The organism is Mesorhizobium sp. WSM4871 (genome assembly GCF_055811295.1).
Map to the genome: position 1 here is coordinate 1 of NZ_JBVVPU010000013.1, position 19,513 is coordinate 19,513.

The following is a 19,513-nucleotide window of genomic DNA, read 5'->3' on the forward strand; positions in this document are numbered from 1 at the left end:
TCGCTCAACTGCCTCTCCAAAGAATCCTTTCTCTGTCTAAACTCAACCCCAAAATCGCCATATGCGATTCCCCTGCCGTTTACGGGGAGAAATGCCCGGCAGGGCAATGAGGGGCGGCACCGACATTGGCAGGTCTCACGCTGCGGTCGCAACGATTGCGCTTAGTCGACGAATTCGACCGTGACGCCGGGCGAGACGATCCTGGCCAGTTCGCGTGCGTCCCAATTGGTCAGCCGCACGCAGCCATGGCTTTCGGTCTTGCCGATCTTGGACGGATCGGGCGTGCCGTGGATGCCGTAGGTCGGCTTGTCCAGCGCGATCCAGACCGAGCCGACCGGTCCGTTCGGCCCCGGCGGAATGGTCAGCACCTTGTCGTTTTCGCCCTGCTTGAAATTGATGTTGGGATTGTAGGTGTAGTTGGGATCGAGCGCGACACGCGACACCGCATGCGTGCCGGAGGGCGACGGCGTGTCCGACGAACCGATGGTGGCCGGATAGGCAGCTACCAGCTTGCCAGACGCGTCATAGGCGAAGACCTCTTTCTTGCCCTTGTCGGCGATGATGCGCGCCACCGGCTTTGTCACCAGCTTGCCGAAATTCGCGACCTTGATGATCGTGCCGGGCCGGTTGAAATTGGCGTCCGGATTGAGCGCTTTCAGATAGTTCTCGTCCATGTGAAACCGCTCGGCGATCGCCTCGGTGACGGAGGTATAGCCCATGCGGTCGAGCTGCGCTTTCTGGCTGTAGTCCTCCGGTATCGATGCGACATAGGGGCCGGCCGCATCCTCCGGTGTGATCGTGTAGGAAGCGAAGGCATCGCCGCCCGATTGCGCAAGGGCTGCCTGGATGCCGACCGCATCGGTTGAACGAAGATTGCCGCCAGTGATCTCATTGTAGGCGGCGAGCGCCTTGTCGACATTCGAGCCGAAGCGCCCGTCGATGACGCCGGGCGAAGCGCCGGCGCGGTCGAGCAGCACCTGCAGCCCGGCGATATCCTGGCGTGCGCCGAGCGAGAGCGACGGATCGACCGTCGTTTTGCCACCGGTCTTCGGCGGCAACGCCGCCTGCTCGGCCGGCGCGGTCGGCTCGACCGGTTCGATCGAAGCTTCGTCGAGCGGCTGGCGCTTGATGGTGCGCGGCTTTGCCGGCTGCGGCGCTTCCGGGTAAGTGTTGCCGTAGCCGCCGTCGTCCTGCGGCGCTTCCGGAAAGGCCTCCACCGAACTGTCGCCATAGGGATCGTATCCGTCGGCCGGTGGCTCGATGATGCGGCCCTGCTCGTCCAGCCGCCTGCGGCGGATGCGCGCCGTGTCCTGCGGGTCGTCGAGGTAATAGTCGTCATCCTCGACCGGCCCGAGATTGCGCCAGCGCTCGCGGCGCGGCGCGGCGCGGTCATACCTGGCCTGCGGCGGCTGGATGGCAATGACCTTGCCGGTCTCCGCATCGACGAGGACGCGGTTTCCCCTGGCGTCGTAATAGACGTCGACATTGCCGTTCTGGGCCACAAGAATGCCGCCGGAATCGCTCGCGCGAACAGGTCGCGGCGCGGTATCCGCCATTGGCGAGCCCATCGCATTCGACACCAGCAGCCCGATGGCAAGCGCCGAAAGGGTGAATATCCCGCGAAACATGATTGTCAAACTCTCCGGTCCCAAATGCCGCCGCCTTGCATTGCCTTTTTAGAGCGCCGCGCGTTTTTTCGGACGCGCAACGGACGCTCTGACGCTTCAGATCTCCGCATCGTGCTTTCCGAAAATCGAATTCGATTTCGGGCCGACGCGGCAGGCGAACCCCTTCGCCAGCAAATCAGTCGCCACGATAAGGATCCAACATGAACCGGGCATGAAGATGGCGGATTTCTGGCAGGCTGGAGCAACATGCGTCAGCTTCCAGCGAGCCCCAATTCCCGGCGCGCCTGCTTCGTCAATTTCAGCACGACCAGGCGGTGGCTTTCGCGCAAATAGTCCTTCAGCGCGTCGTCATCCATGCTCTCGCCCGTCTGGCGCTGGATCCATTTCATGCCGCGCGACGCAAGATAGGGCGCGGGCCTGAGGCCAGGCTGTTCCTTCAGTATGTCATAGGCGATGTCGGAGCATTTGAAGGTGACGAAGGGCTGCTTGCCCTCACCCCAGCCGGCGATGGCAAACACCTTGGCGCCGACCTTCCAGACATGGGCGCCGCCCCACTGGACGACATGGGTCGTCGCAGGCAGCGATGCGCAAAAGCCGTTGTAGTCGTCCAGCGTCATCCGCGCCCTTCAAATACATATCGCGCAAAAGCATGCCCTCGGGCTTGAACCGGGGGGACGCAGCGGTTTTGCGACAACGACTTGCATAAAACAAGGGCGCCGCCTCGGTCGCCACGACCGCCGGCTTCGAGCGGAAGTTCAGCCGGTCGGAACCGGCTGTGACCTTGACGGTCGAGCCGTCGAGGATCTCGCCGAGCAGGATCTTCTCCGCCAGCGGATCCTGCAGTTCCTTCTGCATCACCCGCTTCAGCGGCCGCGCGCCATAGGCCGGGTCGTAGCCCTTGGCCGCCAGCCAGTCGATCGCCTCCTGATCCAGCGACAGCGCGATCTTGCGGTCGACGAGCAGGCTTTCCAGCCGCTTGAGCTGGATCTCGACGATGCGGCCCATATCCTGCCGGCGCAGCCGGTGGAACAGGATCACCTCGTCGACGCGGTTGAGGAATTCAGGCCGGAACGATGCCCGCACCACGCTCATCACCTCGTCGCGCACCTGATCGACGTCCTGGTCCTCGCCGAGATTGACCAAATATTCGGCGCCGAGATTCGACGTCATGATGATCAGCGTGTTGCGGAAGTCGACCGTGCGGCCCTGCCCGTCGGTCAGGCGGCCGTCGTCGAGCACCTGCAGCAGCACGTTGAACACGTCCGGATGCGCCTTCTCGATCTCGTCGAACAGCACGACCTGATAGGGCCGGCGCCGCACCGCTTCGGTCAGCGCGCCGCCTTCCTCATAGCCGACATAGCCGGGAGGCGCGCCGATCAGGCGGGCGACCGAGTGCTTCTCCATGAACTCCGACATGTCGATGCGCACCATCGCGCTTTCGTCGTCGAACAGGAAGCTGGCCAGCGCCTTGGTCAGTTCGGTCTTGCCGACGCCGGTCGGGCCGAGGAACATGAACGAGCCGATCGGCCGGTTCGGATCCTGCAGGCCGGCACGGGCGCGGCGGACGGCTTTCGACACCGCCTGCACCGCCTCGCCCTGGCCGACGACGCGCTTGCCGACCTCGTCTTCCATGCGCAACAGCTTGTCGCGCTCGCCTTGCAGCATCTTGTCGACCGGAATGCCGGTCCAGCGCGACACGATATGGGCGACATGGTCGGGCGTGACCACCTCCTCGACCATGCCGACCTTGCCGTCCTGGGCTTCGGCTTCCTTCAGCTTCTTTTCCAGTTCCGGGATCGTGCCATAGGCGAGCTCGCCGGCGCGCTGGAATTCACCCTTGCGCTGGGCAATGGCAAGCTCGTTGCGCGCCTCGTCGAGTTGCTTCTTGAGGTCGGCGGCAAGCCCGAGCTTCTGCTTCTCCGCCTGCCACTTCGAGGTGATCTCGGTCGACTCTTCTTCCAGATTGGAGAGTTCCTTCTCGAGGCGGGCAAGCCGGTCCTTCGACGCCTCGTCTTTCTCGACCTTCAGCGCCTCGCGCTCGATCTTGAGCTGCATGATGCGGCGATCGATCTCGTCCAGTGCCTCCGGCTTCGAATCGACCTGCATCCGGAGCCGCGACGCGGCCTCGTCGACGAGGTCGATCGCCTTGTCCGGCAGGAACCGGTCGGCGATATAGCGGTTGGACAGCGTCGCCGCGGCGACCAAGGCCGAATCCGAGATGCGCACCTTATGGTGCTGCTCGTATTTCTCCTTCAGGCCGCGCAGGATCGAGACGGTGTCCTCCACCGTCGGCTCGTCGACGAAGACCGGCTGGAAGCGGCGGGCCAGCGCCGGATCCTTCTCGACATGCTTTCTGTATTCGTCGAGCGTGGTCGCGCCGACGCAGTGCAACTCGCCGCGCGCCAGTGCCGGCTTCAACAGGTTCGAGGCATCCATCGCGCCATCGGCCTTGCCGGCGCCGACCAGCGTGTGCATCTCGTCGATGAACAGGATGATGCCGCCAGCGGCACCGGTAACCTCCGAAAGCACCGCCTTCAGCCGCTCCTCGAACTCGCCGCGATATTTGGCGCCGGCAATCAGCGCGCCCATGTCGAGCGCCATCAACTGCTTGTCCTTCAGCGATTCCGGCACGTCGCCATTGACGATGCGCAGCGCCAGCCCTTCGGCGATCGCCGTCTTGCCGACGCCGGGTTCACCGATCAGCACGGGATTGTTCTTGGTCCGGCGCGACAGCACCTGGATGGTACGGCGGATCTCATCGTCGCGGCCGATGACCGGATCGAGCTTGCCGGCCCGGGCATCCGCGGTCAGGTCGCGCGCGTATTTCTTCAGCGCGTCATAACCCTGTTCGGCGCTCGCCGAATCGGCGGTGCGGCCCTTGCGGACATCGTTGATCACCTGGTTCAGCGCCTGCGCGGTCACCCCGGCCTTGGCCAAGATGTCGGCGGTCTTGGCGGATTTCTCGACCGCCAGCGCCGTCAGCAGCCGCTCGACCGTGACGAAGCTGTCGCCGGCCTTCTTGGCCAGTTCCTCGGCCGTCGAAAACACCTTGGCCAGCGGCTGCGCCAGATAAAGCTGGCCATTGCCACCTTCCACCTTGGGCATCGCTTCGAGGGCGGATTCGACACCGAGCTTGACGTCGCGAACGCTGCCGCCGGCACGCTCGATCAGCGAGGCGGCCAAGCCCTCCTCGTCGTCGACGAGCACTTTCAGGATATGTTCGGGGGTAAATTGCTGGTGGCTGCGCGAGAGCGCCATGGTCTGCGCGGACTGGATAAAGCCGCGCACGCGCTCGGAATATTTCTCAAGGTTCATATCTGTCTCCTTCCGTCACCGGCCCGCTTTGCGGCACCGGATCAGATTGCGGTGACGGACCCGCCCATTCGAGCCGGATCCTGTTCACGCGAGATATGGTGCATAGGCCGTGGTCTCTCAAGACGCCTTGATATCGGTCAATGCATTATATTCCACGGGAGGCGCAAAACGAAAACGGCGGAGATTGCTCTCCGCCGTCTGGGGTAAGGGATGCTCTAACTTGGCTCGGCTCCAACCCGGCTTGAAAGCCCGGTTGGAAAGTCTGTCTATCGGTTGTCGACTTCGGCAACGACAGCTTCGCCACCACCTTCAACCGGCGCTGCCACTTCGCCGGGACCGGCATTGTCGCTAACGCTATCTGTCTGGTTTGCATTTTCCTGATCTACCCCCTGGGCAGCATCGGCACGCGGACGCCGCGGGCGCCTGGGACGGCGCGCAGCACCATTTCCGCTCGCTGCCTCGTTCATCTCGGCCTGTGCGGCGAGAGCGGCCGGCGAAAAATTGCTAAACTGCGGCGCGGGTTCGGCGGCAACAACGGGCTCGGCCTGGGGCACAAAACCAGTTTCGGCCTGGGGCGCGGTTTCAGCCTGGGAAACGGCTTCCGCCTGCACCGGCGCCTCGTTGCGCCGGTTCTGATCGCCGCGCTGGCCGCCCTGCTCGCCGCGCGAACCATACTCGCCGCGCTGGCCGTTCTGGCCGTAACCGCCATTGGGGCGACGGTCGCGATGGCGACCGCCATTGTTGTCGCGCCCGTTATCGCGGCCCCCGTTGTCGCGGCCCCCGTTGTCGCGGCCGTTGTCACGATTGTCGCGGCCGTTTTCCTGGTTGAACGCCAACTCGGCCGGCATGCCCTCGATGACCGGCTGCGGGCCGGCGCCATGGCTGGCCGCTGGAGCCGAAGCCTCGCCGGCATTGTTGCCGGCATTGTCGAACTCGTCGCGGTCTTCATCGCCGTCTTCGTCGAAATCGTCGCGGTTCTGCTGCGCGTTCTGGATCGGCATCTGCGCCTGCGCGGCTGCAATGATGCGATTGTAGTGCTCGGCGTGCTGGAGATAGTTTTCCGCCATCACCCGGTCGCCGGAGCTTTGCGCATCACGGGCAAGGGTTGCGTATTTTTCGGCGATCTGCTGAGCCGATCCGCGGATCTTCACGTCCGGGCCGTTGCTCTCGTAGTTGCGCGTCAGGGGATTTGGGCCCTTGCGGTTGTTGTTATTGTTGTTGCCGCCGCCGCCGCTGTTGTTGCGACCGCGCATGCGCCTGTTCTGCTGTTGTGGCCTCATCCGACTCTCTTCATTTTGAAATTTTTGAATAACTCTTCACGAACGGAGGCGCTCATGCAGCCAGCCGTTTCGTTTCTTCACCGGCGTTCGCCCGCATCGATTGCGTTGGCGCCACGTGTCATCCTGTTCCGGTTACATCACTTGCCGGACGATTCCCGCACGAAGCTTGGGCGTCGTTTGCGCAAGAAGGCAGCTATTTCCAAGGAAAACCGAATCGCTAAGAGCACTGCCTGCTTCGTCTCATCCGGTTAAGGCGACCCTAGCCGCATTCCCCGGCATTGCCAAGCGGTTTTTTCGCACTGCATCACGGCTTTGTCTGTTACTCGATCAGAACCTGCGTTCAAAGACCAAAACCCTGTTATTTCCGCCCAGATCGCAAAACACCCCAGCCCGCCCATAGCCGGCTGCAGAAAAAATGTCCGTGACCTCGTCGCGCTGCGTATGGCCGATCTCGACCGCTATTATGCCCTTGAGGTCCAAAAAACCTGCCGCCTCGGCGGCGATGATCCTGTAGGGGCTCAGACCGTCAGCGCCGCCATCCAAGGCTTGGCGCGGATCGAAATCGCGGACTTCGTCCTGCAGATTTTCAATGTCTTGAGTCGGTATATAGGGAGGGTTTGCGGTAATTACATGGTACCGGCCCGAAACTTTTTCGAACCAGTCGGACTGAAGCGATTTGAACCTGCCGGCCAGCCCCAGTTCCCTGGCATTGCGCACGGCGGTCGTCAACGCGTCCTGGGAAATATCGACGCCGGTGGCAACCGCGCCAGGTACGGCATCGAGCAGCGCCAGAGCGATGGCGCCGGTGCCGGTTCCAAGATCGAGGATGCGGCATTCGCCTTGCCGCTCCGCTGTCGCTTTCACGAAGGGCAGTACCGCTTCGACCAGCGTTTCGGTGTCGGGCCGCGGCTCCAGCGTTTCCGGCGACAGCGACAGGCGCAAGCCGTGGAATTCGCGATAACCAAGGATGCGATGCACCGGCTCGCCGGAGATGCGCCGCCCCAAGGCCGCATCGATGGCGGCGACCGCGTCGGGGCCGACCTTGCGCTCGGGATCGGCGATGGCCTGCGTGCGGGTCGTGGCGGAAAAATGTTCGACGATCAGCCTGGCGTCCAGCGCTGGATCGCTCACGCCGGCTTCTGTCAGGCGTTGCCGCGCCGCCCGCAGCAGTGGCCCGAGCGTGCCGGGTAAAGTGTCAGCCATCGACGCCCATGTCGGCGAGCAGTTTCGACTGGTGATCGGCGATCAGCGCGTCGACGATCTCGTCGAGTTCGCCCATCATCACCCGGTCGAGCTTGTAGAGCGTCAGGTTGATGCGATGGTCGGTGACCCGGCCTTGCGGGAAATTGTAAGTGCGGATGCGCTCCGAGCGGTCGCCCGACCCGACCTGCGACTTGCGCGATTCCGAGCGCTCCTCGTCCGCCTTGCCGCGCTCCAGGTCGTAGAGCCTGGCCCGCAGGATTTGCATCGCCTTCGCCCGGTTCTGATGCTGCGACTTCTCCGCCTGCACCACCATGATGCCGGTCGGCAGATGGGTAATGCGGACCGCCGAATCGGTGGTGTTGACGTGCTGGCCGCCGGAGCCCGACGCACGCATCGTATCGATGCGGATGTCTTCCGCCCGGATCTCGATGTCGACCTCTTCCGCCTCCGGCAGCACCGCGACCGTCGCCGCCGAGGTATGGATGCGTCCGCCGGCCTCGGTCTCCGGCACGCGCTGCACGCGATGCACGCCGGATTCGAACTTCAGATGGGCAAAGACCCCCTTGCCCGACACGGTGGCGATGATTTCCTTGTAGCCGCCAACCTCGCCCTCGCTGGCCGAAGCCGTCTCGAAACGCCAGCCGCGGGACGCTGCGTAGCGCTCATACATGCGAAACAGGTCGCCGGCGAACAGCGCCGCCTCGTCGCCGCCGGTGCCGGCGCGGATTTCGAGGATGGCGTTCTTGTCGTCGGCGGCATCCTTGGGCAGAAGCAGGATCTGGATATCCTTCTGCAGCGCCTCGATGCGTTCCTCGACCCCCGGCAGGTCGGCCTCCGCCAAGGCCCGCATCTCGGCATCGGTACCCTTGTCGGCAAGCATTGCCTCCAGGTCGGCCTGCTCCTGCTCGGCGGCGCGCAGCGCCCTGATCTTGGCCACCATCTCCTGGATGTCGGCATATTCCGAGGCCATCCGGACATAGGCGTCCGCCGCCGGCCCGGCCGACATCTGCGCTTCGAGCATGTCGAAACGCTTGACGACTTGATCCATACGGTCGCGGGGCAGGTTGATCATGACAAAGGTCTATAGCGGGATCGAACGGTCGTCGGCAAAGGCTTGCAGCAATGCCCGCATCGGCAGCCCTTGAGCCGGCGCCATCAGATTGTCGTCGAAGAATGCCTGCAACTCGTCCAGCGGCAGCTCCGTCAGCATCGCCTTGACCGGACCGATCGAGGCCGGCGACATGGAGATCGAGCGGTAGCCCAGGCCGATCAGCGCCATCGCGGATATGGGTTTTCCGGCGAGTTCGCCGCACAGCGTCACCGGAGTGTGATTGCGTAGCCCGGCATCGGCGATCGTCTTCAAGACGCGCAGGAACGGCGTCGACAGCGTATCGAAGCGATCGGAGAGCTGCGTGTTGCCGCGATCGACCGCCATCACGAACTGGAACAAATCGTTCGAGCCGACCGAGACGAAATCGACCGCCTTCATCAGCTCGTCGAGCTGGAACAGCAGCGACGGTACTTCGAGCATGGCCCCGAGCTTCAGGCTGGTCGGCAGATGATGGGCAAAACGCGACAGATGCCGCACCTCGCGATCGATGATCTCACGCGCCTGTGCGATCTCGCCAAGCTCGGTCACCATCGGCAGCATCAGCTTCAGTTCACGCCCGCCGCTGGCCTTCAGAAGCGCACGGATCTGCGTCCTGAGCAGGCCCGGCCGGTCGAGCGTCAGCCGGATGGCGCGCCAGCCGAGCGCCGGGTTCTCTTCCTGGATCGCGCCCTTGAAGTAGGGCAGCACCTTGTCGCCGCCAATATCGATGGTGCGGAAGGTGACCGGCTTGCCGCGCGCCGCATCGAGCACGTCGCGATAGAGCTTTTCCTGCGCCTCGGCGCGGGGAAAGGTCGAGGCAACCATGAATTGCAGCTCGGTGCGGAACAGGCCGATCCCGGCCGCGCCCGCCTCGGCGAGCTGCGGCAGGTCGACGGCAAGGCCCGCATTCATCAGGAGATCGACCTGGACACCATCCCTGGTCACCGACGGCTTCTTGCGCAGCTCGCGGTAAACCTCCTGCCGCCGCGCCCTGAAGCGGACCTTTTCGGCATAGGCGGCTTCGAGATCGGGCTGCGGGCGCAGATGGATGATGCCCTCCTCGCCGTCGACGATGATGGCGTCGCCGTTTTCCGCCATGGAAACGGCGCCCTTCATCTGGCCGGCGACCGGTATGCCCATGGCGCGCGCCACGATGACGACGTGGCTGGTTGCGGCCCCATCCTCCAGCACCACGCCGCGCAGCTTGTCCCTGGGGTAGTCGAGCAGTTCGGCGGCCCCCATCGAACGGGCAACGATGATGGCGTCCTTCGGCAGCGAGGCCGCGACATCCTCCGGTCCGCGCCCCATCAGCTGGCGCAGCAGCCGGTTGGCGAGATCGTCGAAATCGCTCATCCGCTCGCGCAGATACGGATCGGTCATGTGCATCATGCGGGCGCGCATGTCGCTCTGCACCTTTTCGACCGCCGCTTCCGCGGTCAGGCCGTTGCGGATCGCCTCTTCGAGCCGCCGCACCCAGCCGCTGTCGTTGGCGAACATGCGATAGGCTTCGAGCACCTGGCGATGCTCGCCCTCGAAGGCGACATCGCGGCGTTCCAGCATGTCGTCGATGGAGAGCCTGAGCGAACCAAGCGATGCGTCGAGCCGCCTGACCTCTTCCTCGCTGTCCTCGTTGAACAGATTGGTGACGACGATGCGCGGCTCGTGCAGCACGACATGGCCAAGCCCGACGCCCTCGTTGAAGGACAGGCCGTTGAAGCTCACCGGGCGGCGCAGGTCGAGTTCGAGCCCGGGCCGGGTCAACCGCGCCAGATCGCCGGTGGCGATCATCTCGGCGATCACCATCGCCGTGGTTTCCAGCGCTTCGACCTCGTCGTCGCGGTAGTGGCGCATGGTCTTGTTCTGGACCACCAGCACGCCGAGTGTGCGCCCTGCCCTCAGCACCGGCACGCCGAGGAAGGAATTGTAGATCTCTTCCCCCGTCTCCGGCAGATAGGCGAAGGCCGGATGCTCCTGCGCGTTGGACAGGTTGAGCGGCCGCGCCGAGGCCGCGATGGTGCCGACCAGGCCTTGGCCGAGTTTCAGCTGAGCCAGGTGGACGGCGTTGGGGTTCAGACCCTCGGTGGCATAGAGTTCGAGCACCGAATCGGCGCGCAGCACATAGAGCGAGCACACTTCGGCGACCATGTTGGAGGCGATGTCGCGCACGATGCGGTCGAGCCGCTCCTGTGGCTCCAGCGGCTCTTGCATGAGCTCGCGGAGCCGTTTCAGCAAAACGCGCGGGCCACTGGCCGTATCACGCATCGCGGCTTCTTCTCCAATGGCATGTCAGCCGGCGCAGTTTCCCCTGCGGCCGGCGCTCACGCAACAACTGACTCAAAGTCTTGCTACTGCTTATCCAGACCGTAGACGGAATGCAAAGTGCGAACCGCAAGTTCCGTATAGGGACCGTCGATCAATATCGAAATCTTGATCTCGGAAGTGGTGATGGCGCGGATATTGATGGCACGATCGGCCAGCGCCTTGAAGGCTGTGGCGGCGACGCCGGCATGGCTCCTCATGCCGATGCCGATGACCGAGACCTTTGACATGCCGGCTTCCGATTGCACGACGTCATAGCCGATCGTGGCCTTCAGGCGCTCGAGCACGGCCAGCGCCTTGTCGACGTCGCCGGACGGCACGGTGAAGGTCATGTCGGTGAACTTGCCGTCCTCGGAGATATTCTGGACGATCATGTCGACATTGATGTTGGCCTCGGCCAGCGGCCCGAAGATGCCGGCGGCGACGCCGGGCCGGTCTCCGACACGGCGCAACGAAATCTGCGCTTCGTCCTTGGCGTAGGCGATTCCGGTGACGACCTGCTGTTCCACGATTTCTTCCTCGTCGCAAATGAGCGTTCCGGGCGGATTGAGCAAATCCCCCATTCCGGGTGCGTCGGGATCGTCGAAGGACGACCGCACGAAAGTACGCACCCTGTGCACCATGGCAAGCTCGACCGAGCGGACCTGCAGGACCTTGGCGCCGAGCGACGCCATTTCAAGCATTTCCTCGAAGGAAATCTTGGCCAGCCGCCGCGCCTTCGGCTCGATGCGCGGATCGGTGGTGTAGACCCCGTCGACGTCGGTGTAGATGTCGCAGCGGTCGGCCTTGACCGCCGCGGCGATGGCGACGGCACTGGTGTCGGAACCGCCGCGGCCGAGCGTGGCGATGCGATTGTCCGGCCCGATGCCCTGGAATCCTGCGACCACCGCCACCTGGCCCTCGCCGAAGCGCTTGATCAAAAATGCGCCGTCGATGTCGAGGATGCGCGCCGCGCCATGCGCGTTGTCGGTCTTGATCGGGATCTGCCAGCCCTGCCAAGACCGCGCATGCACCCCCATATTCTGCAGCGCGATCGCCAAAAGACCGGCCGTGACCTGCTCGCCGGAGGCGACGACGGCATCATATTCACGAGCATCGTGCATGGGCGACGCCTCGCGCGTCCATTGCACGAGCTCGTTGGTCTTGCCGGCCATTGCCGAGACGACCACCGCGACCTCATGGCCGGCATCGACCTCGCGTTTTACATGGCGCGCTACATTGCGGATGCGGGCGATGTCGGCGACGGAGGTTCCGCCGAATTTCATCACGATGCGCGCCATGGAAGCGAAATGCCTTTGACTGGATGCCGGACCGAAGGCCGAAAGCGGAAAGAATGTGCCCGGTTGAGGCCGGCCGTTGAATGCGCGGCCTCCTTAGCCAAAACAGGGACTATCCGCAAGGACCGTGGGCAAGCGCCGGAAATCTCGCCGCTTGGCTCGGCTTGTGGATAACAGCATTTTGATGCGCCGGGACAGTGGCACCTTTGGTCAGCAGGGGCCGGCCGGCGAAAATTGCTGCCTTGACTTTCCCGCCCCCACACCCGACTTCCTAGCGCACCAGAGCGCGATCAGCAAAAGTGGTTTTGCGTCCGATCGCGCTCTGAACTTTTGAGTCTGCGGGAGACGAAGCCATGCCAGAGCCGCGACGATCGACGATCGATGCCGGAGAAGTGGAACGCTTTTCCGCTCTTGCCGCCGAATGGTGGAACCCGAACGGCAAGTTCCGCCCGCTGCACAAGTTCAATCCGATCCGGCTTGCCTATATCCGCGACCAGGTGGCGGCGCGCTTCGGCCGCGACCCGCGCGCGGCGAGGCCGTTCGAAGGCCTGCGCTTCCTCGACATCGGCTGCGGCGGCGGGCTTTTGTGCGAGCCGATGGCGCGGCTTGGCGCCGAAGTGGTCGGCGCCGACGCATCCGCCACCAACATCGAAGTGGCCAGGCTGCATGCGGCGGAGGTCGGCGTGACGGTGGATTATCGCGCCACGACGGCGGAGGACCTGGCCGATTCCGGCGAGAAATTCGACGTCATCCTCAACATGGAAGTCGTCGAGCATGTCGCCGACATCGACCTGTTCGTGGCCAAATGCGGCGAGATGGTCAAGCCGGGCGGCATCATGTTCGTCGCCACCATCAACCGCACGCTGAAGGCCCTGGGCCTGGCCATCATCGGCGCCGAATATGTGCTGCGCTGGCTGCCGCGCGGCACGCACCAGTTCGGCAAGCTGGTGCGTCCCGAAGAGCTCGAAAAGGCGCTCGCCGGCGCCGGGCTTGCCATCATCGACCGCACCGGCGTCGTCTACCATCCGCTCGCCGACCGCTGGCAGCGGTCGAAGGACATGGACGTCAACTACATGGTGCTGGCGGAGAAGGCACCGGTCTGAACCTTCTCACGCCGCCTGGCTTTGCGCCTTCGTGGTGATCTGGCTTTGTGCTTTCGTGGTGATGAACACGCCGGCAACGATGATGGCCGCGCCCACCCAGGTCAGCAATTGGTAGTGCTCGCCGAAAAAGATCGTGCCGGCAAGCAAACCGACCGCCGCCGCGACATAACCGATCTGGCTGAGATAGACCGGGCCTCCGACTGCCTGCAGCCGAAAGAACACCGCGAACATCGTCGCCGCCGAAGCCATCTGCGCGACGGTCGCCAGCGGCACCCCGCCGAGCGAGCCGAATGCACCGGCGCCCAGCGAGGCCAGGATGCCGGCAAGCAACATCACCGCCGACGCCAGATGGCTGCCGGCGGCGAGTGCGATCGGGCCGGTGCCTTCGGGCCAGTCGACCGTGCGGTAGATGTTGCCGACGGCCAGGCTGACCGGAATGAGCAGTCCCACCGCCACCCAGAAGAACTCGGCCGGACGGCCAGCCTCGCCACGCGTCGTCGCCACCATCACCGCGCCGACGAAGCCGACGGCGATGCCGGTCACACCAAGCAGATTGGGGCGCCTGACGCCGAGCAGGATCGAGAACACCAGCGTGATGACAGGCGACAGCGTGAACATGATGCCGGTGTAGCCGGCGCCAAGGTGCGGAATGGCGGAAAACATCAGGAGATTGGGGATAGCGTAGGACACCGCCGCGGTGACGAAGAAATAGCGCAGCCTGTGCGGGCTGAGCCGGATGCGCTCTCCGTTCAACAGCAAGGCGCCTAGCAGCACGCCGCCGGCGCCGAACGAGATGACGAAGGCCCAGACCACCGCCGGAACGCCCGCCGCCGTCGCCAGCTTGCCGAACGGCAGCGTCAGGCCGAGCAGCCCGCCGGTGACGACCAGAAGGCCGAGCGCTGAATCCCAGAGAAATTTCATTATGTTTCCTCGATCGCGGCGAGGTGACCAGCAAAAGCAGCCGGGCGAATGAACCAGTTCGGGAAAATTGGCTGACTCAGTTGCGGTCGTCTGGGAAGCTTGGGATCGGCATGAACTCCACGCCGTCCTCGGCCAGGCTCTTGGCCTCCTCGAGCGTCGCCTCGCCATAGATGCCGCGCGGGTCGCTCTCGCCGAAATGGATCTTGCGCGCTTCCTCGGCGAACTTGTCGCCGACATAGTCGGCATTCTCGCGCACTTTCTCGGCCATCGCCTTCAACTGCGCCAGCGCCTGCTTCTGCGCCTCGCCCATGGCAAGCGCGATCTTTTCCTGTTTGCGCCCGGTGGAGACGGCCGGCGCCATCAACGCCTTTTCAATCTTATGCGAGCCGCAGGTGGGGCAATCGACGAAGCCCCGCTTCTTCTGGGTGTCGAAATCGTCGTTGCTGCGAAACCAGCCCTCGAATTCATGCTCGTGCTCGCAGATCAGGGAAAAGCGGATCAAGACGCCGCACCCCTGAGAGGCACGGCCTCGGCCGATCCGCCGTTCACGGCAAAATCGCGCGCATTCCTGAGGTTCGGTATCTTCTTGCGCGCCGCAAGCGACTGCGCCGGATCGATCTCGGCGACGATCACCGCCGGCTCGTCATGCGCGGCTTCAGCGACGATGCGGCCCCAGGGATCGACGATCAGCGAGTGGCCATAGGTCTCGCGGCCGTCCTCGTGCAGTCCGCCCTGCGCGGCGGCCACGACATAGGCGCCGTTTTCGATGGCGCGTGCCCTGAGCAACACGTGCCAGTGCGCCTCGCCGGTTTGCCGGGTAAAGGCAGCGGGTACGGAAAGCATATCTGCGCCGGCCAGCGCCTCGGCGCGGAAAAGTTGCGGAAAGCGCAAATCGTAGCAGACGGCGAAGCCCAGCCTCGCACCGTCGATCCCAGCGCCGCTGATCCCGGTGACGACGGCCTCAGTGCCAGGCTCATAGGCGGCGGATTCGCGCCAGCTCTCGCCATTATCGAGATCGACGTCGAACATGTGAATCTTGTCATAGGTGGCAAGCGTGGCGCCATCGGGAGCGAACAAAAGCGCGCGGTTGGCGAGCTTGCCGTCGGCGCGCAGGATGGCGGTCGAGCCGATATGCAGGAAAATGCCGAGTTCCTTCGCCAGCTTTCGTGCGGTCGCGACGATGATGTCCTTGTCCTCGGAGGTGAAGGAGGTGGCTCTTGCCTCTTTGTCGCGGACAAGCGCACCGGTCATTTCCGGGGTCTGGACATAGGCCGCACCCTGGCTTGCCGCCTCGCGCACCAGCCGCTCCAGATCGACCGCATTGCGCTCGGGACTGGTTCCCGAACGCATCTGGATCGCCGCGGCCTTGAAAGCACCCATGGTCATGTCCTCAAATTCGCCGAACCGTTGGCGAGAAGTTTGTCCAGCCGGCCCTGCGCCTCCAGCTCGTGAAGGTCGTCACAGCCGCCGACATGCGTGTCGCCGATGAAAATCTGCGGAAAGGTCGAGCGGCCGCGCGCGCGCGAAATCATTTCCTGGCGCAGCTCCGGCGAGAAGGATGCGTCATGTTCGGTATAGGCAACGCCCTTGTGCTCGAGCAGCCGCTTGGCCGCGGTGCAATAGCCGCACATCATCCGAGTGTAGATCGTCACATCGACCATCTGTCAGCAATCCTGCCTTTCCCTCAAACCTATATAGTCACGGACTCGTCCGCCCGAAAGTCCCCTGGCAGCACGCGCGCGAAGGTCAGCACGTCGACCGCCCCGGCCCCACTCTTCTTCAACGCCTTGGCGACCGCGCGCACGGTGGCGCCGGTGGTATAGACGTCGTCGATCAAAAGCACCCGGCGGCCGGCGATCTCGATCTCGGCCTCGCCGGGCACTCTGAACGCGGCACGCACATTCTCTTCGCGCTCGTGCCGCTCCAGCCCGACCTGCTGGCGGGTGAGCTTGACACGGCGGATCGCCGAGGGCGCGAAAGGCAGGCCGCCAAGCTGCGACACCGCCCTTGCGAGCTCCGCCGACTGGTTGAACTGGCGCCTGAAAAACCGCCGCCAGTGCAGCGGCACCGGTACGACCACATCGGCCTCCGCGATCAATTCGGCGCCGGCGCGCAGCATCCAGCGCGCCATCCATGGCGCCAGATCGGTGCGATCCTGGTATTTCAACCCTTGCACCATCTGGCGGGCGACACCCGAATAGGCCACTGCCGCCCGCGCCCGCTCGAACGGCGGCGGGTCGGCGATTGCTTCGGCGGACAAGAACCCATCGCCCATGTGATGGGTGAAGGGCGTACCCATCACCGGGCACCAGGGCCGCTCCAGAAGCCTGAGTTTCGGCCAGCAGGCGCCGCACAGCACGCCGGGTTGCGAGACATGGCGGCGGCAGCCGGCGCAGACCGGCGGAAACAGCATGCGCGCCGGCCAGCCCAAAGCCTTTCGAGCGATACCCTTGATCGCAATATGCTTGATCTCTGGCATAGGATCGGCCACGTGGTTGGTCCTGCGCGCCACTATATCCAAGCGCGGGAAAACAGGAACCTGCCCGTTGCAACCTATAATCGACATCCCGCTGTGGCTGGCGCACAAGCGCCGGGCATTGGCCCACCCCGTCAGCGGAGCGGATTTCCTGATGCGCCGGGCAGCCGAGGACCTTGCCGACCGGCTGGGCGCCGTCGAGCGCGAGTTTAACAGGGCGGCCGTCCTGTTTTGCCAGACACCGGCCGCCACCGGCGTGCTCGCGGCAAGCGGCAAGGTGGCGGACATCGTGCGCGTCGAGGCGGACGCGACTTTCCTCAAGGGCGAGGCGGGACTGGTCTCATCGTTGGAAACCGTGCCGTTCGAGCCGGAAAGCCTCGACCTCGTTGTGTCGCTTCTGTCGCTGCAGGCGATGAACGACATTCCCGGCATGCTGGTGCAGACCCGCCGCGCGCTGAAGCCGGACGGCCTTTTCCTCGGCGCCTTTGCCGGCGCCGGCTCGCTTTCCGAGCTGCGCGAAAGCCTGCTGGCCGCCGAAACCGAGCTTTATGGCGGCGCCAGCCCCCGCGTCATTCCGTTCACCGATGTGCGCGACGCCGGCGCGCTCTTGCAGCGTGCCGGCTTCGCCTTGCCGGTCGCCGATGTCGAGACGGTGACGGTGCGCTACGATTCCCTGTTCGGCGTGATGGCGGACCTGCGGGCCATGGGCGAGACCAGCGCGCTCATCGACCGTAGCAGGCGACCGGGGACGCGAAGGCTGTTTGCCCGGGCAGCCGAAATCTACGCCGAGCGGTTTGCTGATCCCGATGGTCGTATCAGGGCGAGTTTCCCGATCGTCTGGATGTCAGGCTGGGCGCCCGACGCCTCGCAGCAAAAACCGCTGAAGCCGGGCTCGGCCAAGGTCTCGCTTAAGACGATATTGGAAAATCCCGAAGGGCGCCGACCGGGTTCCGACAACCGATAACCCGGCTGCGGTTACTTGGCGAAAGCATTGGCCAGCCTGCTGTTGTTGTCGCTGAACAACCAGGAGATCGCGTTGGCGGCCTGGCCGACGCCGCCAACGATGGCAAGCGACAACACGGCCGCGATCAGCCCATATTCGATGGCTGTCGCGCCTGTCTCGTCTTCCAAAAACCGTTGCAGCACTGTTTTCATGACTGTCGATCCCGCTTGCCACGACCCTAGCGCCGACCTGTTAAGAAAGGTTAACGGTACAGGCTTAACAGGCGATGAAACGGCAGCGTCCTATGCGCATCGCATAAGGAGCACCGGATGCATGACGCGCTTTTCGATCAGCAGTCGCCGCTGTGCCTGCCATTGCTGATGACGCAGACTGAACTGGGCAACGGCTGCAGCACGCTCCTGCGCAGCGTGTAGGTGTCGCGATGACCGATCGAAGCCGTGCTCATCCTGTCGACGCCGGCAAGATCGTCGCCGGTGGCTTGCAATCGCATCCGGCTATCGAGGTAAGGCGTCGCGAACAAGGCCAGGGCCACCGCGGCCGAACCGAACAGCAACGTGAGGCGCAACAGGCCCATGCCCGCTTGGCTGGCGCCACGCAAACGGTCGGGCCGGATCGAGTCCCAGTCCCTGTCGAGGCTCATGCAGTCGCTCCCCCGGTGAAGTCAGCGCTTTGCCTCAACTTTTCACGGCAAGATAAATCTTTCATTAACGCTGGGTGAAGAAGCAGGGGCCGGCAACAGTCCGGCTTACAGCAGGTCGATGAGGAACTGGATCAGCGGCGCGTCGGCCGGCGGCATCGGAAAGTCGCGCATCTGGCGCGGCCGCACCCATTTCAGCCCCTGGCCCTCCTTCGGCTGGGCGATGCCACGGAAGCGGCGGCAGACGAACAGCGGCATCAGCAAGTGAAAATCATCGTAGGAATGGCTGGCGAAGGTCAGTGGCGCCAGACACGGGATTTCGGTCTCGATGCCGATTTCCTCGTAGAGCTCGCGGATGAGGCATTGTTCCGGCGTCTCGCCGGGCTCGACCTTGCCGCCGGGAAATTCCCACAGGCCGGCGAGTTGCTTGCCTTGCGGCCGCTGCGCCAGCAGCACGCGGCCGTCGGCGTCGACCAGCGCGCAGGCCGCGACCAGGAGCAGGCGCTTGCCGGCGGGGCTCGCGCCGGTCATGCGCCGGGCGGCCGGCGATAGTGATAGCGATAGACTTCCTCGAAGCCCAGCGAACGGTAGAGCGCCAGCGCCGGCGCATTGCTGGCCTCGACCTGCAGCCAGGCTTCGCGGGCGCCGCGCAGCCGCGCCCATTTCAGCGCCGACAGGATAAGATTGCGGCCATGGCCCTGGTTGCGCACCGATTTGTCGGTGGCGACCTCGAACAATCCGGCAAGATCGCCATCATGGACACAGATCAGCGTCGCCAGCGGCTCGCTGCCCTCTTCGAGCGCGAATAGCCCGGCCTCGGGCTGGATCGCGCCGATGATCTCGGACAGGCCAGGGCGCAGCGCCACGTCGGAGCCGCTGACCTTGAGCGACGCGCCGATGAAGCGGCTGATGTCCTTCAGCGGGATCTGGTCCATGGCCGGGTCGAGTTGCGCATCCGCCAACGGCAGGCGCATCACCAGCGATTCGTCGAATATGCTCCAGCCTTCCTTGTCGAGGTGACTGGACAGGTCAGGCCCCGACAGTGGCGAGATGCGGAAGGTCAGCGGCCTGCCATAGGCGTCGAAACGCCGGCTGGCGCGGCCGATGCGCTCGGCAATGTGCTGGATGTCGCCCGGATCGAGGGGGTTGACCGAATTCAGCCGCTTGGCCGGATGGCCGGCTGTCAGCCGCACCACCCAGGTGCCGTCATAATGGACGGCCGCCGCCGGCCAGGCACGAAAGCCGGCCGCCTCGTAGCGGCGGACGATGGCGAGCATGCTTGCCGGATGTCTGGAAACCA

General features: G+C 64.4%; 18 protein-coding genes and 1 pseudogene. 2 read left to right on the plus strand and 17 right to left on the minus strand.

All coding sequences use genetic code 11. From position 1 onward, the window contains the following. Positions 1-161: 161 nt before the first annotated feature. From AC0L2H_RS24595 to AC0L2H_RS24630, 8 genes and pseudogenes are all read right to left on the minus strand, one after another. A complete protein-coding gene (locus tag AC0L2H_RS24595; RefSeq protein WP_473592673.1) occupies positions 162-1,628 on the minus strand; it encodes a L,D-transpeptidase family protein in 1,467 nt (488 codons plus the stop codon). 251 nt (positions 1,629-1,879) lie between these two features. Further along, positions 1,880-2,245, minus strand: a complete 366-nt coding sequence (locus AC0L2H_RS24600; RefSeq protein WP_473592674.1) for an MmcQ/YjbR family DNA-binding protein — start codon at positions 2,243-2,245, stop codon at positions 1,880-1,882. A 97-nt stretch (positions 2,246-2,342) separates the two neighbouring features. Then, positions 2,343-4,943, minus strand: a pseudogene (clpB, locus tag AC0L2H_RS24605) (ATP-dependent chaperone ClpB); the annotation flags it as partial. Between the two features lie 266 nt (positions 4,944-5,209). Continuing rightward, positions 5,210-6,196, minus strand: coding sequence for a DUF4167 domain-containing protein (locus tag AC0L2H_RS24610; protein WP_473592675.1), 987 nt, complete (start codon positions 6,194-6,196; stop codon positions 5,210-5,212). A gap of 354 nt (positions 6,197-6,550) precedes the next feature. Beyond that, a complete protein-coding gene (gene prmC, locus AC0L2H_RS24615) occupies positions 6,551-7,426 on the minus strand; it encodes a peptide chain release factor N(5)-glutamine methyltransferase (protein ID WP_473592676.1) in 876 nt (291 codons plus the stop codon). After that, positions 7,419-8,498, minus strand: coding sequence for a peptide chain release factor 1 (gene prfA, locus AC0L2H_RS24620; protein ID WP_473592677.1), 1,080 nt, complete (start codon positions 8,496-8,498; stop codon positions 7,419-7,421). Before prfA ends, prmC begins: the two co-directional genes overlap by 8 nt. 9 nt (positions 8,499-8,507) lie before the next feature. Further along, on the minus strand, positions 8,508-10,778 hold the full coding sequence (gene ptsP / locus AC0L2H_RS24625) for a phosphoenolpyruvate--protein phosphotransferase (protein ID WP_473592678.1): 2,271 nt from the start codon (positions 10,776-10,778) through the stop codon (positions 8,508-8,510). An 83-nt stretch (positions 10,779-10,861) separates the two neighbouring features. After that, positions 10,862-12,115: an aspartate kinase gene (locus tag AC0L2H_RS24630; protein ID WP_473592679.1), complete on the minus strand. Its 1,254-nt coding sequence runs from the start codon at positions 12,113-12,115 to the stop codon at positions 10,862-10,864. 350 nt (positions 12,116-12,465) lie between these two features. Here AC0L2H_RS24630 and ubiG point away from each other — a divergent pair, with 350 nt between their 5' ends. Further along, positions 12,466-13,215, plus strand: coding sequence for a bifunctional 2-polyprenyl-6-hydroxyphenol methylase/3-demethylubiquinol 3-O-methyltransferase UbiG (gene ubiG / locus AC0L2H_RS24635; RefSeq protein WP_473592680.1), 750 nt, complete (start codon positions 12,466-12,468; stop codon positions 13,213-13,215). 6 nt (positions 13,216-13,221) lie between these two features. Here ubiG and AC0L2H_RS24640 read toward each other — a convergent pair whose 3' ends face one another. The 5 genes from AC0L2H_RS24640 to AC0L2H_RS24660 form a co-directional block, all read right to left on the minus strand. Further along, positions 13,222-14,136: a DMT family transporter gene (locus AC0L2H_RS24640; RefSeq protein ID WP_473592681.1), complete on the minus strand. Its 915-nt coding sequence runs from the start codon at positions 14,134-14,136 to the stop codon at positions 13,222-13,224. Positions 14,137-14,212: 76 nt separating this feature from the next. Then, positions 14,213-14,638 carry a DUF1178 family protein gene (locus AC0L2H_RS24645; RefSeq protein WP_473592682.1) on the minus strand — a complete coding sequence of 142 codons (426 nt, stop codon included), beginning with the start codon at positions 14,636-14,638 and terminating at the stop codon, positions 14,213-14,215. Then, on the minus strand, positions 14,635-15,516 hold the full coding sequence (locus tag AC0L2H_RS24650; protein WP_473592683.1) for a carbon-nitrogen hydrolase family protein: 882 nt from the start codon (positions 15,514-15,516) through the stop codon (positions 14,635-14,637). The genes AC0L2H_RS24645 and AC0L2H_RS24650 overlap by 4 nt, the downstream gene beginning before the upstream one ends. Positions 15,517-15,518: 2 nt before the next feature. Continuing rightward, positions 15,519-15,797, minus strand: a complete 279-nt coding sequence (gene grxC, locus AC0L2H_RS24655) for a glutaredoxin 3 (RefSeq protein WP_473592685.1) — start codon at positions 15,795-15,797, stop codon at positions 15,519-15,521. A gap of 29 nt (positions 15,798-15,826) precedes the next feature. Further along, complete coding sequence (locus AC0L2H_RS24660; protein WP_473592686.1) at positions 15,827-16,627, minus strand: ComF family protein; 801 nt, start codon at positions 16,625-16,627, stop codon at positions 15,827-15,829. Positions 16,628-16,682: 55 nt separating this feature from the next. On the opposite strand from AC0L2H_RS24660, the gene AC0L2H_RS24665 reads away from it, so the two are divergent. Beyond that, positions 16,683-17,576, plus strand: a complete 894-nt coding sequence (locus AC0L2H_RS24665; protein ID WP_473592688.1) for a methyltransferase domain-containing protein — start codon at positions 16,683-16,685, stop codon at positions 17,574-17,576. Between the two features lie 11 nt (positions 17,577-17,587). Here AC0L2H_RS24665 and AC0L2H_RS24670 read toward each other — a convergent pair whose 3' ends face one another. The 4 genes from AC0L2H_RS24670 to AC0L2H_RS24685 all read right to left on the minus strand — a co-directional run bounded on the left by AC0L2H_RS24670 (position 17,588) and on the right by AC0L2H_RS24685 (position 19,490). After that, positions 17,588-17,767 (minus strand): Flp family type IVb pilin, encoded by a 180-nt coding sequence (locus AC0L2H_RS24670; RefSeq protein WP_473592689.1) that lies wholly within the window; start codon positions 17,765-17,767, stop codon positions 17,588-17,590. Between the two features lie 137 nt (positions 17,768-17,904). After that, positions 17,905-18,216 carry a hypothetical protein gene (locus AC0L2H_RS24675; protein ID WP_473592690.1) on the minus strand — a complete coding sequence of 104 codons (312 nt, stop codon included), beginning with the start codon at positions 18,214-18,216 and terminating at the stop codon, positions 17,905-17,907. 105 nt (positions 18,217-18,321) lie between these two features. After that, positions 18,322-18,744, minus strand: a complete 423-nt coding sequence (locus AC0L2H_RS24680) for a (deoxy)nucleoside triphosphate pyrophosphohydrolase (RefSeq protein ID WP_473592691.1) — start codon at positions 18,742-18,744, stop codon at positions 18,322-18,324. Continuing rightward, entirely contained in the window at positions 18,741-19,490 is a 750-nt protein-coding gene (locus tag AC0L2H_RS24685; protein WP_107651329.1) for a GNAT family N-acetyltransferase, read from the minus strand. The genes AC0L2H_RS24680 and AC0L2H_RS24685 overlap by 4 nt, the downstream gene beginning before the upstream one ends. Positions 19,491-19,513 lie beyond the last annotated feature (23 nt).

Coding starts and splice junctions, on each gene's coding strand:
- AC0L2H_RS24595 (WP_473592673.1), bottom strand. CDS start 1,628: ATGTTTCGCGGGATATTCACCCTTTCGGCGCTTGCCATCGGGCTGCTG.
- AC0L2H_RS24600 (WP_473592674.1), bottom strand. CDS start 2,245: ATGACGCTGGACGACTACAACGGCTTTTGCGCATCGCTGCCTGCGACG.
- AC0L2H_RS24610 (WP_473592675.1), bottom strand. CDS start 6,196: ATGCGCGGTCGCAACAACAGCGGCGGCGGCGGCAACAACAATAACAAC.
- prmC (WP_473592676.1), bottom strand. CDS start 7,426: ATGGCTGACACTTTACCCGGCACGCTCGGGCCACTGCTGCGGGCGGCG.
- prfA (WP_473592677.1), bottom strand. CDS start 8,498: ATGATCAACCTGCCCCGCGACCGTATGGATCAAGTCGTCAAGCGTTTC.
- ptsP (WP_473592678.1), bottom strand. CDS start 10,778: ATGCGTGATACGGCCAGTGGCCCGCGCGTTTTGCTGAAACGGCTCCGC.
- AC0L2H_RS24630 (WP_473592679.1), bottom strand. CDS start 12,115: ATGGCGCGCATCGTGATGAAATTCGGCGGAACCTCCGTCGCCGACATC.
- ubiG (WP_473592680.1), top strand. CDS start 12,466: ATGCCAGAGCCGCGACGATCGACGATCGATGCCGGAGAAGTGGAACGC.
- AC0L2H_RS24640 (WP_473592681.1), bottom strand. CDS start 14,136: ATGAAATTTCTCTGGGATTCAGCGCTCGGCCTTCTGGTCGTCACCGGC.
- AC0L2H_RS24650 (WP_473592683.1), bottom strand. CDS start 15,516: ATGGGTGCTTTCAAGGCCGCGGCGATCCAGATGCGTTCGGGAACCAGT.
- grxC (WP_473592685.1), bottom strand. CDS start 15,797: ATGGTCGATGTGACGATCTACACTCGGATGATGTGCGGCTATTGCACC.
- AC0L2H_RS24670 (WP_473592689.1), bottom strand. CDS start 17,767: ATGAAAACAGTGCTGCAACGGTTTTTGGAAGACGAGACAGGCGCGACA.
- AC0L2H_RS24675 (WP_473592690.1), bottom strand. CDS start 18,216: ATGAGCCTCGACAGGGACTGGGACTCGATCCGGCCCGACCGTTTGCGT.
- AC0L2H_RS24680 (WP_473592691.1), bottom strand. CDS start 18,744: ATGACCGGCGCGAGCCCCGCCGGCAAGCGCCTGCTCCTGGTCGCGGCC.
- AC0L2H_RS24685 (WP_107651329.1), bottom strand. CDS start 19,490: ATGCTCGCCATCGTCCGCCGCTACGAGGCGGCCGGCTTTCGTGCCTGG.